Annotated in this window: 15 protein-coding genes; 11 read left to right on the plus strand and 4 right to left on the minus strand. The window is 70.6% G+C overall.

Annotation, left to right across the window (positions count from 1 at the left end; translation table 11 throughout):
• Positions 1–38 precede the first annotated feature (38 nt).
• The 3 genes from obgE (at position 39) to BQ8420_RS22490 (ending at position 3,666) form a co-directional block, all read left to right on the plus strand.
• Positions 39–1,403: a GTPase ObgE gene (obgE, locus tag BQ8420_RS22480; RefSeq protein ID WP_087101152.1), complete on the plus strand. Its 1,365-nt coding sequence runs from the start codon at positions 39–41 to the stop codon at positions 1,401–1,403.
• A 98-nt stretch (positions 1,404–1,501) separates the two neighbouring features.
• On the plus strand, positions 1,502–2,665 hold the full coding sequence (gene proB, locus BQ8420_RS22485; RefSeq protein ID WP_087101239.1) for a glutamate 5-kinase: 1,164 nt from the start codon (positions 1,502–1,504) through the stop codon (positions 2,663–2,665).
• A 113-nt stretch (positions 2,666–2,778) separates the two neighbouring features.
• Positions 2,779–3,666, plus strand: coding sequence for an alpha/beta hydrolase fold domain-containing protein (locus BQ8420_RS22490; RefSeq protein WP_200816052.1), 888 nt, complete (start codon positions 2,779–2,781; stop codon positions 3,664–3,666).
• Positions 3,667–3,732: 66 nt separating this feature from the next.
• Here BQ8420_RS22490 and BQ8420_RS22495 read toward each other — a convergent pair whose 3' ends face one another.
• Genes BQ8420_RS22495 through BQ8420_RS32045 form a run of 3 tightly spaced genes read right to left on the minus strand, consistent with a single transcriptional unit; the run spans position 3,733 to position 5,452 of the window.
• Entirely contained in the window at positions 3,733–4,482 is a 750-nt protein-coding gene (locus BQ8420_RS22495; protein WP_087101153.1) for an SDR family oxidoreductase, read from the minus strand.
• A complete protein-coding gene (locus tag BQ8420_RS22500; protein ID WP_087101154.1) occupies positions 4,479–5,315 on the minus strand; it encodes an SDR family NAD(P)-dependent oxidoreductase in 837 nt (278 codons plus the stop codon). The genes BQ8420_RS22495 and BQ8420_RS22500 overlap by 4 nt, the downstream gene beginning before the upstream one ends.
• Positions 5,312–5,452: a hypothetical protein gene (locus BQ8420_RS32045; protein ID WP_160049394.1), complete on the minus strand. Its 141-nt coding sequence runs from the start codon at positions 5,450–5,452 to the stop codon at positions 5,312–5,314. Before BQ8420_RS32045 ends, BQ8420_RS22500 begins: the two co-directional genes overlap by 4 nt.
• 40 nt (positions 5,453–5,492) lie before the next feature.
• Here BQ8420_RS32045 and BQ8420_RS22505 point away from each other — a divergent pair, with 40 nt between their 5' ends.
• The 7 genes from BQ8420_RS22505 to BQ8420_RS22535 all read left to right on the plus strand — a co-directional run bounded on the left by BQ8420_RS22505 (position 5,493) and on the right by BQ8420_RS22535 (position 11,592).
• A complete protein-coding gene (locus BQ8420_RS22505) occupies positions 5,493–6,074 on the plus strand; it encodes a TetR/AcrR family transcriptional regulator (RefSeq protein WP_235006426.1) in 582 nt (193 codons plus the stop codon).
• Positions 6,075–6,110: 36 nt separating this feature from the next.
• Complete coding sequence (locus BQ8420_RS22510) at positions 6,111–6,557, plus strand: type II toxin-antitoxin system PemK/MazF family toxin (RefSeq protein ID WP_087101156.1); 447 nt, start codon at positions 6,111–6,113, stop codon at positions 6,555–6,557.
• A 46-nt stretch (positions 6,558–6,603) separates the two neighbouring features.
• On the plus strand, positions 6,604–7,995 hold the full coding sequence (locus BQ8420_RS22515; protein ID WP_255404897.1) for a glutamate-5-semialdehyde dehydrogenase: 1,392 nt from the start codon (positions 6,604–6,606) through the stop codon (positions 7,993–7,995).
• A gap of 302 nt (positions 7,996–8,297) precedes the next feature.
• Positions 8,298–9,272 (plus strand): hypothetical protein, encoded by a 975-nt coding sequence (locus BQ8420_RS22520; protein ID WP_087101158.1) that lies wholly within the window; start codon positions 8,298–8,300, stop codon positions 9,270–9,272.
• Between the two features lie 296 nt (positions 9,273–9,568).
• Positions 9,569–10,333: an SDR family NAD(P)-dependent oxidoreductase gene (locus tag BQ8420_RS22525; RefSeq protein ID WP_087101159.1), complete on the plus strand. Its 765-nt coding sequence runs from the start codon at positions 9,569–9,571 to the stop codon at positions 10,331–10,333.
• On the plus strand, positions 10,330–11,157 hold the full coding sequence (locus BQ8420_RS22530; protein ID WP_087101160.1) for an enoyl-CoA hydratase family protein: 828 nt from the start codon (positions 10,330–10,332) through the stop codon (positions 11,155–11,157). The genes BQ8420_RS22525 and BQ8420_RS22530 overlap by 4 nt, the downstream gene beginning before the upstream one ends.
• A complete protein-coding gene (locus BQ8420_RS22535) occupies positions 11,158–11,592 on the plus strand; it encodes a RidA family protein (protein ID WP_087101161.1) in 435 nt (144 codons plus the stop codon).
• A 23-nt stretch (positions 11,593–11,615) separates the two neighbouring features.
• Here BQ8420_RS22535 and BQ8420_RS22540 read toward each other — a convergent pair whose 3' ends face one another.
• Positions 11,616–12,503, minus strand: a complete 888-nt coding sequence (locus BQ8420_RS22540; RefSeq protein ID WP_087101241.1) for a PaaX family transcriptional regulator C-terminal domain-containing protein — start codon at positions 12,501–12,503, stop codon at positions 11,616–11,618.
• A 168-nt stretch (positions 12,504–12,671) separates the two neighbouring features.
• Here BQ8420_RS22540 and BQ8420_RS22545 point away from each other — a divergent pair, with 168 nt between their 5' ends.
• Positions 12,672–13,796: an acyl-CoA dehydrogenase family protein gene (locus BQ8420_RS22545; RefSeq protein ID WP_087101162.1), complete on the plus strand. Its 1,125-nt coding sequence runs from the start codon at positions 12,672–12,674 to the stop codon at positions 13,794–13,796.
• Positions 13,797–13,856: the final 60 nt, after the last annotated feature.

The following is a 13,856-nucleotide window of genomic DNA, read 5'->3' on the forward strand; positions in this document are numbered from 1 at the left end:
CGCCAGGAGGCGGTGGCCCATGAGCTACGGGGAGAGCAATGCCTGACTTCGTCGACGAGGCGGTCTTGCACGTCAAGGCCGGGAACGGCGGGCATGGCTGCGCCTCCGTGCACCGTGAGAAGTTCAAACCGCTGGGTGGGCCGGACGGCGGCAACGGCGGCCGGGGCGGCGACGTCATCCTGGAGGTCGACGCCCAGACCGCGACCCTGCTGGACTACCAGCGCAGGCCGCACCGCACGGCCCAGAACGGAACGCCCGGCCAGGGTGGTCACCGGGCCGGCGCCAACGGCGAGCACATGGTCCTGTTCGTGCCCGAGGGCACCGTGGTCACCAGGACGGACGGTGAGGTCATCGCCGACCTGGTGGGTCACGGCACCCGTCTGTTGTTGGCCCAGGGCGGCAACGGCGGTCTCGGCAACGCCGCGTTGTCCTCCAAGAAGCGCAAGGCCCCCGGCTTCGCCCTCAAGGGCGAGGAGGGCCAGGACGTCGATGTGCGTCTGGAGATGAAGACCATCGCCGACGTGGGTCTGGTGGGCTTCCCCAGCGCGGGAAAGTCCTCGCTGATCGCCGCCATGTCCGCGGCCCGGCCCAAGATCGCCGACTACCCGTTCACCACCCTCATCCCGAACCTGGGCGTGGTCGAGGCGGGTTCCGTCCAGTACGTCGTCGCCGACGTGCCCGGACTCATCCCCGGTGCCAGCGACGGCAAGGGGCTGGGCCTGGAGTTCCTGCGTCACATCGAGCGTTGCTCCACCCTGCTGCACGTCTTGGACTGCGCCACCTTCGAGCCCGGCCGCGACCCGGTCAGCGACCTGGAGGCCTTGGAGGCCGAACTGGCCGCCTACGGGGAGCAGGTCGGTGTCGACCTGTCCGACCGTCCGCGCGTGGTCGCCCTGAACAAGGTGGACGTACCCGACGCCCGCGAGCTCGCCGACATGGTCCGTCCCACGCTGGAGGAGCGCGGCTACAAGGTCATGGAGCTGTCCGCGGCCTCCCGTGAGGGCCTGCGCGAACTCTCCTACGCGCTCGGGGAGCAGGTCGCCACCGCCCGGAAGAACGAGCCGGTGGCCGAACCCACCCGCATCGTGCTGCGTCCCAAGCTCATCGGCGACACCCCCTTCGAGGTGGTCCCGCTGGGCGACAACGTCTTCCGGGTACGCGGCGACAAGCCGGCCCGCTGGGTGCGTCAGACCGACTTCTCCAACGACGAGGCCGTCGGCTACCTCTCCGAACGACTCAACAAGCTCGGTATCGAGGAGGCCCTGGCCAAGGCCGGTGCCACCCAGGGAGCCGAGGTGCGCATCGGCACCGAAGAGGACTCGGTGGTCTTCGACTGGGACGACTCGCTCGACGCGGAGGCCGTCCCGTCGGGCCCGCGCGGAACCGACGCCCGGCTGGGCTGACCCGCGCGGGGACCGGCCGCTCCATACCAGCCGAACCCACACAGGTACGCGCACGGCGCCCGTCCGGGCGCCGTGCCACGGATGGAAAGCTCCTCGTGGTGCACAGCGCAGACACCCGACACCAGTACATCGAACCCTTGGAGGCGGCCGGTCGCCGTTCCGTGGCCGAGGCCCGCAGAGTCGTGGTCAAGGTGGGGTCCTCCTCACTGACGACCCCCGACGGACTCATCGACGCCGGCCGTATCCGGGACTTGGTCGAGGTGGTGGCGGCGCGCCGCGCCCTCGGCCAGGAGGTGATCCTGGTCTCCTCCGGTGCGGTCGCGGCCGGCATGACCCCGTTGGGTATGGTCCGGCGCCCTCGTGACCTGGCTTCCCAGCAGGCCGCCGCCAGTGTCGGTCAAGGGCTGCTGGTGGCCTCCTACACCGCCGAACTCGCCGGGCACGGCCTCACCGCCGCCCAGGTCCTGCTCACCGTCGAGGACATGATGCGGCGCGTTCAGCACCGCAACTCCCAGCGCACGCTGCGCCGCCTGCTGGACATCGGCGCCGTGCCGATCGTCAACGAGAACGACACCGTGGCCACCCACGAGATCCGGTTCGGTGACAACGACCGCCTGGCGGCCCTGGTCGCCCACCTGATGCGCGCCGACGCACTGGTGTTGCTCTCGGACGTGGACGCCCTCTACGACGGCAACCCGGCCGACGAGGGCACCTCGGTGGTGCGCCTGGTCCGGGGCTCCACCGATCTCGACGGCATCGACATCGGCAGCACCGGCAAACGTGGTGTGGGCACCGGTGGCATGGTCACCAAGGTGGACTCGGCGCGTATCGCCACCGAGGCCGGCGTGCACACCGTGCTGACCTCGGCGGCCAACGCTCGGGACGCCTTGGCGGGGGAGAGGGTGGGTACGTTCTTCGCCCCGGCCGACGGCCGCCGACCCTCCGCTCGACAGTTGTGGTTGGCGCACGCCACCGCGGGCCGGGGGAGCCTGGTCCTGGACCCGGGGGCGGTGAGGGCGGTGGTCGAGGAGAAGGCGTCGCTGTTGCCCGCCGGGGTGGTGAAGGTGCACGGCGAGTTCAGCGCGGGTGATCCGGTGGACCTGCGTGACGAGTCGGGCACGGTGGTCGCACGAGGGTTGGTCAACTACGATGCCGCCGAGGTCCCCGACCTGATGGGCCGTTCCACCCGGTGGTTGGCCCGCGAGATGGGCCCCACCTACGAGCGGGAGCTGGTCCACCGCGACGACCTCGTCCTGCTCTGACGAGGCGGCCCGAAGTGTCCGAGATCTCTCCGCGCCGAGTGCGCCCTTCCCGGGGTGTCGGCGCCGGTCCGTGAAAGGCTTTGGGGCGGAACGTCCTGAGGAGGGTGACTCCCATGTCGAGTCTGGTGACCCACCTGTTGTCGTTGGGGCTACGGGTGGTACGCAAGGGCCCCATGGGGTCGGTGGAGGGCGCTCGTGAGTGGATGCACGAGCCCAAGGACGAGCCGTCCCCTCCGCTCTGGCTCACCCGCCGGCACTGGATCACGCGTCGGCAGGTCGGTGGCTTCTCCACCTTCACCGTGCGGCCCCGTGACGTCAGGGAACCCGAGAAGGCCGTGCTGTACCTGCACGGAGGTACCTATGTCAGCGAGATCTCCGGGTGGCACGGGGTCCTGATCTCCCGCATGGTCGACGCCGGGTGTCGGGTGGAGGTGCCGATCTACGGGCTGGCCCCCGAACACACCTACCGGGAGGCCTTCGGGTTCCTGCACGAGGTGTACCGGGAACTGATGGCGGACGTCGATCCGGCGCGCACGTTACTGGCCGGGGACTCCGCCGGCGGCGGGCTCGCCCTCGCCCTGGCCCAGACACTGCCGGAGGTCGACCTGCCCGAGCCGGCGCGTCTGGTCCTGATCTCTCCGTGGCTCGACCTGACGATGTCCAACCCCGACATCCTGGAGGTCGAGGGCGCGGACCCCTGGCTCAACCCGGTCGGGCTCATGGAGGCGGCCAAGGAGTGGGCGGGCGGCGATGACCTGACCGAACCCCGCCTGAGCCCCATCTACGGGCCGATGGCCGGTCTGCCGCCCATGGACCTGTACATCGGCACCCGCGACCTGCTCTGGCCCGACACCCGCCGGATGTACGACCAGGTGACCCGGGCCGGGGGAGAGGTGCATCTGTTCGAGGAGGAGGGCGCCGTCCACATCCACCCGTTGCTCCCGATCCCCGAAGGGGGCCAGGCGCGGGCCCGGATCATGCGGACCGTCGAGGAACTGTGAGACCGCCCCGGTCCCGAGGCCGGGGCGGCTCAACGTCCGGTTCGACGGATCATCCCTCGGCGTCGCTCACGACAGCTTCCTGACCACGGACAGGGGCAGGCGCTTCATCGCGAACCCGATCGGCACCCACGGCCACGCCGGGACGTACGCCTTGACCTTGCGCTTCTCGATGGCGGCCACCATGGAACGCACACCCACCTCGGTGTCCACCATGAAGCGGGTCTTCTGCCGGACGTGCTCGTTCATCTCCGAGCGGATGTAGCCCGGGTAGATCACCGACACGTCCAGACCGGGGACCCGCTCCGAGCGCAGACCCTCGGCGATGGCGGCCACGCCCGCCTTGGTGGCGGCGTAGACCGTCATGGCCTTGCGCATGCCGCGCAGCGCCGACATCGAGGAGATCATCACCAGGTGGCCGCGGCTTTGGGCCCGGAAGATCTTCATGGCCGCCTCCGCCTGGGCCAGGGCCCCCAGGAAGTTGGTCACGGCGGTCTGACGGTTGGCGTCGTAGCGCCCCTTGCCCAACGCCGCGCCCTTGCCCAGCCCGGCGTTGACGATCACCCGGTCCACCGTGCCGAAGTCGGCCGCGATCTCCTCGAAGACCCGGAACACGGCTTCGTCGTCGGTGACGTCCAAGGCCTTGAGCACCACGCGACGGTCGGGGTGCGCGCTGACGATCTGCTCCCGCAGCGCCTCCAACCGGTCCGTGCGTCTGGCGCTCAGTCCCAGGTCGTAGCCGAGGGCGGCGAACTGACGCGCCATCTCGGCGCCCAGGCCCGCCGAGGCCCCGGTGATGATGATCGTTCCCTTGCTCATGCGTGCTTCTCCGTGGGGTTCGTCTGATCCCGTTCGACGCGGCGGCGGACGCCTTCGGCCACGCGGCGCATCGTGCGGTCGTACAGGGGGCGCAGCAGGCGCTTGGCGCGCAGGGCGACGCGCCCGTCCCGGTCGGTCAGGATGAGGGGCCTGCCCCGGTCGATGCCCTTGACGACCCGGGCGGCGATGTCGTCCGCGCTCAGCTTCGATCCGTTGATCAGCTTGGTCGCCGAGGCCTCCACGGCCGGGTCGCCGCCCCTGAGGGAGGAGGCGAGGTTGGTGCGGAAGAACGACGGGCACACCACCGAGGTGGTCACGCCGTACGGAGCGAGTTCGTGCTGGAGGGTCTCGCTGAGCGCCACCACGGCGGCCTTGACCGCGTTGTAGGAGCTCATCGTCGGCGGGTGGACGAGCCCCGCCATGGAGGCGGTGTTGACGATGTGTCCCGAGCCCTGTCGCTTGAACAGCGGGGTGAAAGTGCGGCATCCCCGGACCGCGCCGAACAGGTTGATCTCGGTGATCCACCGCCAGTCGTCCATGGTGAGGAAGTCGATGCGCCCGCCCGCGGCGACGCCCGCGTTGTTCACGAGCATGTCGAGGCCGTCCCAGCGCTCCTCCACGTGGGCGAGGGCGGCAGCCCAGTCGTCGTCGGAGGTCACGTCCAGACGCAGGTATTCGGCGCCGGCGGGCAGCCCGTCGGGAGCGGTCTCGGCCAGGTCGGCGGCGATCACCCGATCGCCGCGGGCGGTGAGGGTCGTGACCAGGGCGGCGCCCAGCCCGGAGGCACCGCCGGTGACCAGGACCCTGCGGCCGGTTCCGGTGGGGGCGGTCATCTCTGGGCTCCGTGCTTCATCGGTTCCAGGCGGGTGACGACCCCGCGGTGCGCATCGGCGGGGTCGATCTCGGGCTCGATGAACGCGTGTACCCGAGGGATGGGGTCGGTGGCGCGCGCGGAGGGTGCGAAGTCCATGGCGTTGACACTACGATCTGGTTGAGCAATGCTCAATAGCGTGCGCGAGGAAGCACCGCGGCGGACGCGGATGACCCAGGACGAACGCAGGCGCCAACTGGTCGGGATCGGCCTTCGGATGCTGGTGGAACGGCCCATCCAGGAACTGGCGATCGACGAGGTCGCCAAGGAGGCCGGGATCTCCCGGGGGCTGCTGTTCCACTACTTCCCCAACAAGACCGCCTTCCACGAGGCAGTCGTCGCGGCGGCGGCCAGACGGGTACTGCGCAACACCGCACCCGACGAGGGACTGGAGCCCTGGGCCGCGGTGGCGCAGTTCGTGGAGCGCTACCTCGAACAGGTGGAGCGCAGACGCGACTCGTACCTGGCCTTGGTCTTCGGCGGCGGTCCGGTCACCCTCGACGGCGCGCTCGTCGCCGACCTGCGCGCGTCCATGGGGGAGCGCGTACGCGCCCTGCTGGACCTGTCCGAGGTCCACGCGCCCACCACCCGGTCCTGGACCGCCTACGTGGAGGACCGCGCCCTGAACCGGACCCCGGTGCGCGAGGGCGCGCTCGCCGAGGAGACCGACCACTGCGTCCGCGCGCTCCGTGCCCTGCTCGACCTGGACCCACCCGAGTGACCATGCCCGCCCCGAACCGCCCCTAGGATGCGGTGCGTGAGCCAACACACGACACAGCACAGTGACTCCCACCCGCACGAGGGCGCCGTCCGCGAGGTCCCCACCGGACGCAACGCCACCAAGCTCGTCTACGCCCCGGAGAAGGACGGGCTCGCCGACGCCGGCGAGATCGTGTGGACCTGGGTGCCCTTCGAGGAGGACGCCTCCCAAGGCAAGGACCGACCCATGCTGGTGGTCGGCCGCAAGGGCCGTCACCTGCACGGCCTCATGCTCTCCTCCCAGCGCCCCGACGAGCACGAGCGCCAGGACTGGCTGCCCATCGGCTCCGGCCCCTGGGACCGTGAGGGCCGCGACTCCTACCTGCGAGTGGACCGCCTCTTCGAGTTCGACGAGGACGACATCCGCCGCGAGGCCGCCGTGATGGACGAGGGCATCTTCTGGAAGGTCGCCGCCGTTCTGCGCGACCGCTACGGCTGGCGCTGACCCCTTCCGACCCCGGGACCGTCTCGGCCTGTGGACAACTCCCGCGGTGGTCGAGCGGGCGCTATACGCTGGAAGGAATCCCTCCGGCGACGGTGCCCTTCGACGCCGCAGGCGCCACCGGCCGGGGCGGCCTCCCGAGCAAGGAAGCCAGAAGATGACAGTCAACAGTGACATCGAGCGTGAGGTCCACGCCGTAGCCCGACGCGGCAAGGACGCGGCCGTCGACCTCGCCACGCTCAGCAGAGCGGCCAAGGACGCCGCCCTGACCGCGATCGCCGACACCCTGGTCAAGCGGGCCGACGAGATCGTCGCGGCCAACGCCGAGGACGTCGAGCGCGCCCGCGCCGAGGGCACCAGCCCGGCCATGATCGACCGGCTCACCCTCACCCCACGGCGGATCGAGGCCATCGCCGACGCCGTGCGCGAGATCGTCGAGCTGCCGGACCCGGTGGGCGAGTCGGTGCGCGGCGGGGTGCTCCCCAACGGTCTGGACCTACGGCAGATCCGTGTGCCGCTGGGTGTCATCGGGATCATCTACGAGGGCAGGCCCAACGTCACCGTCGACGCCGCCGCACTGTGCCTGAAGAGCGGGAACGCCGCGCTGCTGCGGGGATCGTCCTCCGCCTACAGCTCCAACACCGCCATCGTGCGGGTGCTGCGGGACGCGCTGAAGGGCACCGAGGTGCCGGTCGACGCGATCCAGTTGGTCCCAGGGCGCACCCGTGAGTCCTCCACCGCGCTGATGCGCGCGCGTGGCCTGGTCGACGTGCTCATCCCGCGCGGCGGCGGCTCGCTCATCCAGGCCGTGGTGCGCGACTCCAGCGTTCCGGTGATCGAGACCGGCGAGGGCCTGTGCCACGTGTACGTGGACGCCGACGCCGACCTGGACAAGGCGGTGGCCATCGCCACCAACGCCAAGGCGCAGCGCTGCTCGGTGTGCAACTCCGCGGAGACGCTCCTGGTGCACGAGGCGGTCGCCGACGCCTTCGTGCCGCGGGTGCTGGAGTCCCTGGCCGCGGCGGGTGTGACCGTGCACGGCGACCCCCGGGTACTGGAGATCGCCGCGGCCCACCCGACCGAGGCTACGGTGGTCGAGGCCACGGAGGAGGACTGGGGAACCGAGTACCTGGCCATGGACCTGGCAGTGCGGGTGGTGCCCGACGTCGACGCGGCGTTGCGACACATCCGCAGGTACTCCACCCAGCACACCGAGGCCATCATCACCGACTCGCTCGCCACCTCCCGGTACTTCGTGGCCCGAGTGGACTCGGCCGCGGTGATGGTGAACGCCTCCACCCGTTTCACGGACGGTGGCGAGTTCGGATTCGGTGCGGAAATCGGTATTTCCACCCAGAAACTGCATGCCAGGGGTCCGATGGGCCTCACCGAAATGACATCGACCAAGTACGTGGTCACCGGTGACGGCCACCTGAAGTGATCACGCGACGGGCGTCGTGGCACGTCGGGGAAGGGTCGTCCGGGGAACCGGGCGGCCCTTTTCCGCTCCCGCGTCACCGTGGTGATCCCCTGCCCCCGTGGGCACACGTGCCATGACCGTCACGTGCCTCACCTCGGCTGTTTCCTTTGTCGATACCTGGAGGGAAGCGAATCTTCCTCGGACAAGTATTCCCAAAGCGGTCGCTGATCGGTACTTTCACTGTGGTGTCACACGGCGCTCTTCCCGCACTCGAATCAGGAGCGTCCGGCCCCCACCGGTCACGACGAAAGGAAATCCCCCGCATGAAGCTCGGGAGTAAGATCGCCGCGTCCACCGCGACCGCGGCTCTGGCGATCGGCGGCGTCACCCTCATCGCCGCCCCCGCCCAGGCCGATCTGGTCACCCTGTGCTCCGGTCACGGCGGTGAGATCACCCTGCCGACCGACCTGAAGGTCCCCTCGGGTGCGAGCTGCTTCCTGGACGGCACCGTCATCCAGGGCGACGTCACCGTCGAGGAGAACGCCAACCTCCACATCATCTCCGGCGCGATCGAGGGTGAGGTGTCCGTCGACAGCGACGCCTACTTCGACGCCTCCGACACCTCGGTCGACGGCGACGTGGTCAACTCCGGTTCCTACGGCACCTACCTGGAGGACGGCACCTCGGTCGCCACCCTGCGGGCCCAGGCCGCCGAAGGCTCCGCCAACGACGGTTTCGTCTACGTGGTCGGTGCCTCCGCCGCGTCCGTGGACGCCACCACCGGTGAGCTCTACGTCAACGGCGGCCGCATCGCCGACGGCGTGAACGCCGACGGCGTCGTCTACGCCGACATCTACGACAGCGTCGTCCGCGGCGACCTCACCGTCAACGGCTCCGCCTCCGGTGGAATCCTGTGCGACAGCGAGGTCCTGGGCAACGCCACCTACAGCGACAGCTCCGGCCCGGTCGCGGTCGGCGACGGTGAGACCGACGGCTTCTGCGCCTCGGTCAACTACGTCGACGGCGACCTGTCCGTCACCGGCATCTCCGGTGGCGCCTACATCGACAACAACATCGTCGGCGGCGACCTGGTGGCCACCGACAACAGCCCGACCGCCCAGATCGGCGACGCCAACCGGGTCCGCGGCGGCATCGTCACCGAGGAGGTCGCCATGCGCGCGCTGGCCGCCGAGGTGACCGCCGAGTTCGAGGCCCACGAGGCCGACCTGGAGGACCAGGTCGAGGAAGCCCGCACCGAGACCGTGGACGCGGCCATCGAGGCCGGTCCCGCCTTCTAACACCGCGTCAGTCGGGGTTCGCACGGGCGAACCCCGACTGGCACGGAACCGGGAACTCCTGCTCGTCCCGGGCCAGCGCGACTTTCGTCGGTGCTCGAACGGAAGCGGATCACGGCAGCGCCGACGGCCACCGGCCGTCGGCGCTGCCGTCGTTATGCCTCCGGTCCGTGCTTCCGGTCCGTGCCTTCGCCCCATGTCTTCGGGTCGCGACGCCGGGACGCGTGGCTCCTCTCTCCGGTATTCCGGTTTATGTCGTACCCGTGACGACGGTCATGGTCGAGTGATATGTTCGCGCCATGGCTGACTCCCAACGGCTCGCCGTGGTCTCCGGCGGCTCCGGTGGCATCGGACGGGCCGTCGTGTTCGCGCTCGCCGAGGCCGGACACGAGGTGGTCGCCCTCGGCCGTGACCCCCACCGCCTCGCAGCGCTCGTCGACGACGCTCGGGAACGGGGACACCCCGTCACCACCCACGCCTGCGACCTCACCGACGAGGCCGCCGTGTCCGAACTGGCCGATGCGCTCGGCCCCGTATCCGTACTGGTCAACAACGCCGGCGCCGCGCACAGCGCACGACTGCGCGACACCGACCTCGACCTGTGGCGACACCACATCGACGCCAACGCCACCTCCGCGTTCCTGCCGACCCGTGCCCTGCTGCCCGGCATGCTCGAACGCGACCACGGGCGCGTGGTCTTCGTCGCGTCCACCTCCGCGCACACCGGAACCCGTTACACCGTCGCCTACGCGGCCGCCAAGCACGCCGTCCTCGGCCTGGCCCGTTCCGTGGCCGACGAGGTCGCCGGCACCGGCGTGACCGTCAACGCGGTGTGTCCCTCCTTCGTGCGCACCCCCATGACCGAACACTCGGTGGCCCGCATCGCCGAACGCACCGGACGCGACCCCGAACGTGCCGAACGCGCCCTCGCCGAGTCCACGCCCCTGGGCCGGCTCATCGAACCCGAGGAGGTGGCGGCCGCCGTCACCTACCTGGCGAGCCCCCTGGCCGGGGCGGTCAACGGCCAGTCCCTCACCCTGGATGGAGGAGACACACAACGATGAGCGCCTTTCGCGGCTCAGTGCCGCTCACCGATCGGTGGGACCACTTCGACCTGGAACAGGTCGACGGGGTCACCACCGTCACCCTGAACCGCCCGGACCGGCTCAACGCCCTCACCTTCGAGGCCTACGCCGATCTGCGGGACCTGTTGCTGGAACTACCGCACCGCGACGACACCCGCGTGCTGGTCCTGCGCGGCGAGGGCCGTGCCTTCTGCTCCGGTGGCGACGTCGACGAGATCATCGGCCGCACCCTGGAGATGGCCCCCGACGAACTCCTCGCCTTCACCCGCATGACGGGGGAGGTGATCCGGGCGATGCGCGAATGCCCGATCCCCGTGGTCGCCGGGATCCAGGGGATGGCCGCCGGCGCCGGCGCGGTGCTGGCCCTGGCCTCCGACTTCCGGGTGGTGGCCCGCTCGGCCCGCTTCGCGTTCCTGTTCACCAAGGTGGGGCTGTCCGGGGCCGACATGGGCGCCGCCTATCTGTTGCCCCGCATGGTCGGCCTGGGCAACGCCACGCGCATCCTCATGCTCGGCGACACCGTCGAGTCGGATGAGGCCGAACGGATCGGTCTGGTGAGCGAACTGGTGGAGGACGATGGGCTCGACACCGCCGTGGAACGGCTCGCCGGACGTCTGGCGCGGGGACCCTCCTTCGCCCACGCCCAGACCAAGGCCCTGCTGTCCCGGGAGCTCGACATGAGCCTGTCCGGGGCCATCGAACTGGAGTCCATGACCCAGGCGTTGCTCATGCGCAGCGAGGACTACGCCGAGTTCCACGCCGCCTTCACCGGTCGCCGCACCCCCCAATGGAAGGGACGCTGAGTGGAACCCGTGCACCTGCCGCCCACCCCGCACACGCTGGTCAACCCGCCCGAACTCGGGCCCAACCCGGGCTTCTCCCACGCGGTGGTCCCCGCGCCGGGACGCCTGGTCCACCTGGCGGGCCAGATCGCCTCCGGGCCCGACGGGCGCCTGGCCGCCGAGTCCCTGGTCGACCAGTTCGACGGCGCCCTGGCCAATGTCGTCACCGCCCTGCGAGCCTGTGGAGGCTCACCCGAACACCTGGTCCGTCTGTGCGTGTACACCACCGACGTGCCCGGTTATCGGGTCTCGGGACGGGAGCTGGGCCGGGTCTACCGCGCCCACATGGGGCGTCACTACCCGGCCGTCGCGCTGTTCGGCGTGGCCGAGTTGTTCGAACCCGGCGCCTTGTTGGAGCTGGTCTGCGACGCCGTCATCCCGGGACCGACCGAATAGGCGGTGTTCGCTTGTCGCCGCCGTCAACCGCCGGGGGCGACGGTGGTACGCACGTGCTCCAGGGCGGGTTCGCGCAGCAGGGCGTGCAGGTCGAAGAAGACACGCGCGGCCCTGCTGCCCGCCCACCGGTCGGGCAGCAGCTCGGGCGGCAGCCCCGGGTCGAGGAACGGCAGCCTTCGCCAGGAGTCGACCGCGCGCAGGTGGTCGGCGAAGGCCGTCGCCCGCTGCTCCGGGCCCTGCTCCGGACGTGTGCCCCGGCGTCGCCAGGCGGTCAGCACCGGCTCGTGTTCGTCGAGGAAGCCCCGGTACATCGCCTGTAGCGCGGGAAGGTCCCACCAACGCGCCACGGACGTCGTCAGGTCGCGAAAATCCAGGTGGGTCGCGTGGAACAGTTCCGCGTGCTCTTCCAGGTCCAGCTCGCGCAGGGTGGCGCGCGCCTGGTCGGTGAGGTGGGCGGGGGCGATCCACACCCCGGCGGCCGTGGTGCCGAACCCCAACCGGGTCAGCTGGGTCCGTAGCGCGTGCCGGCGGCGACGCTCGGACTCGGGCACGGAGAACACCATCAGGACCCAACCGTCCTCGGCGCGGGCCACCCGGTGCCCGAAGATGCGCTGGTCGCCTTCGCCGAGTATGCGACGTCCCTCGTCGGAGAGCCGATAGCCGGCCGCCCCGCCCAGCCGTTCGGACACCAGCAGCCCACGGCGTTTGAGCCGGGAGACCGCCGAGCGGACCGAGGGACCGTCGACGTCGAGTCCGGCCATCAACGCGATCAGGTCGGCCACCCCGATCCACCCGCCCACGTCTCGGGCGTAGGTGCCGAAGAACGACACGATCAGGGCCCGGGGGCGGCGCAGGACGCGGTCGGCGTCGGTGGTGGTCTCCGGGGTTGCTCGGTCGCTGTTGGGGATCATGGGAACACGATAGCCGCCGATGTTCGCGACCCCCTGTGGTGCTCGGACTTTCACGTCCGTCACGTTCGTTTTCCCGGTAACTTCATATCACTCTCTTGACGGCCGTCACGTTATGGGTGCATCGTCAGAGTGAGGCGGATCACGTATCCCAGAGAGTCGAGGTCGCCCATGGCGCTCCCGCCGAACGACAACGACCACGAGTTCGCCCGCTGGGTCGCCGACCGGGCGGTCGAACTCGACACCACCTCCCCCGGCGAACCGGGGCGCGTCGACCGGGCGCTGCTCCAGAGCCTGGGCGAGAGCGGGCTGCTGCCCGCGCTGTTCCCCGGCACGGCCGACGACGGACCCCTGCGCGAGGCTCCCGCCACCCGGCTGTGCCTGCTCCGCGAACACCTGGCCGGCGTCGACACCCACGCCGAGACCGCCCTGGCCCTCCAAGGGCTGGGAACCTACCCCCTCCTTCAATCAGGGACCGACCGACAGCGTGAGAAGTGGATCCCCGAGGCCGCCGCGGGTCGGGCGGTGGCGGCCTTCGCCCTCTCCGAACCCGACGCGGGCTCGGACGCCGCGGCCCTGGAGCTGCGCGCCGAGCCGGTCGGCGACGGTTGGCGCCTGCACGGGGAGAAGACGTGGATCTCCAACGCGCCGGACGCCGATTTCTACACCGTCTTCGCCCGCACCACCCCGGGCGCCCGTTCCCGAGGCGTCACCGCCTTCTGCGTCCCCGCCGACCGCCCCGGCCTGTCCGGTGACTCCCTGGAGATGCTGTCCCCGCACGCCCTGGGACACCTGGTCTTCGACGGGGTCGAGGTGGGCCCCGACGACCTGGTCGGCGCCCCGGACCAGGGGTTCTCGGTGGCCATGCGCACCCTGGACCTCTTCCGCCCCAGCGTCGGCGCGTTCGCCGTCGGTATGGCCCGGGCCGCCCTGGACGCCGCCAAGGAGCACACCGGAAGCCGCCGTGCGTTCGGTGGTCCCCTCAACGCTCTGCAGACCGTCGCCCACACGCTCGCCGAGATGGCCACGCGGACCGAGGCCGCCCGCCTGCTGGTGTACGCGGCCGCCGAAGAGTACGACTCCGGCGGACCCGAGGTCACGCTCAAGGCGGCCATGGCCAAGCTCTTCGCCACCGAGACCGCCCAGTACGTGGTCGACTCCGCGGTCCAGCTGCACGGCGCCCGTGCCCTGCACCGGGGCCACCTCCTGGAACACCTGTACCGGGAGGTCCGCGCCCCCCGCATCTACGAAGGCGCCTCGGAGGTCCAGCGCCAGATCATCGCCCGCCACATGTAAGTGACACTGTGCCGATAACGCGCCGACACCGAGCCGTCACCACGGACACGCCGCCCGCTG

This window comes from Nocardiopsis sp. JB363 (assembly GCF_900143625.1).
GTDB lineage: Bacteria > Actinomycetota > Actinomycetes > Streptosporangiales > Streptosporangiaceae > Nocardiopsis.

Coding starts and splice junctions, on each gene's coding strand:
- obgE (WP_087101152.1), top strand. CDS start 39: ATGCCTGACTTCGTCGACGAGGCGGTCTTGCACGTCAAGGCCGGGAAC.
- BQ8420_RS22490 (WP_200816052.1), top strand. CDS start 2,779: ATGTCGAGTCTGGTGACCCACCTGTTGTCGTTGGGGCTACGGGTGGTA.
- BQ8420_RS22495 (WP_087101153.1), bottom strand. CDS start 4,482: ATGAGCAAGGGAACGATCATCATCACCGGGGCCTCGGCGGGCCTGGGC.
- BQ8420_RS22500 (WP_087101154.1), bottom strand. CDS start 5,315: ATGACCGCCCCCACCGGAACCGGCCGCAGGGTCCTGGTCACCGGCGGT.
- BQ8420_RS32045 (WP_160049394.1), bottom strand. CDS start 5,452: ATGGACTTCGCACCCTCCGCGCGCGCCACCGACCCCATCCCTCGGGTA.
- BQ8420_RS22520 (WP_087101158.1), top strand. CDS start 8,298: ATGAAGCTCGGGAGTAAGATCGCCGCGTCCACCGCGACCGCGGCTCTG.
- BQ8420_RS22525 (WP_087101159.1), top strand. CDS start 9,569: ATGGCTGACTCCCAACGGCTCGCCGTGGTCTCCGGCGGCTCCGGTGGC.
- BQ8420_RS22530 (WP_087101160.1), top strand. CDS start 10,330: ATGAGCGCCTTTCGCGGCTCAGTGCCGCTCACCGATCGGTGGGACCAC.
- BQ8420_RS22540 (WP_087101241.1), bottom strand. CDS start 12,503: ATGATCCCCAACAGCGACCGAGCAACCCCGGAGACCACCACCGACGCC.
- BQ8420_RS22545 (WP_087101162.1), top strand. CDS start 12,672: ATGGCGCTCCCGCCGAACGACAACGACCACGAGTTCGCCCGCTGGGTC.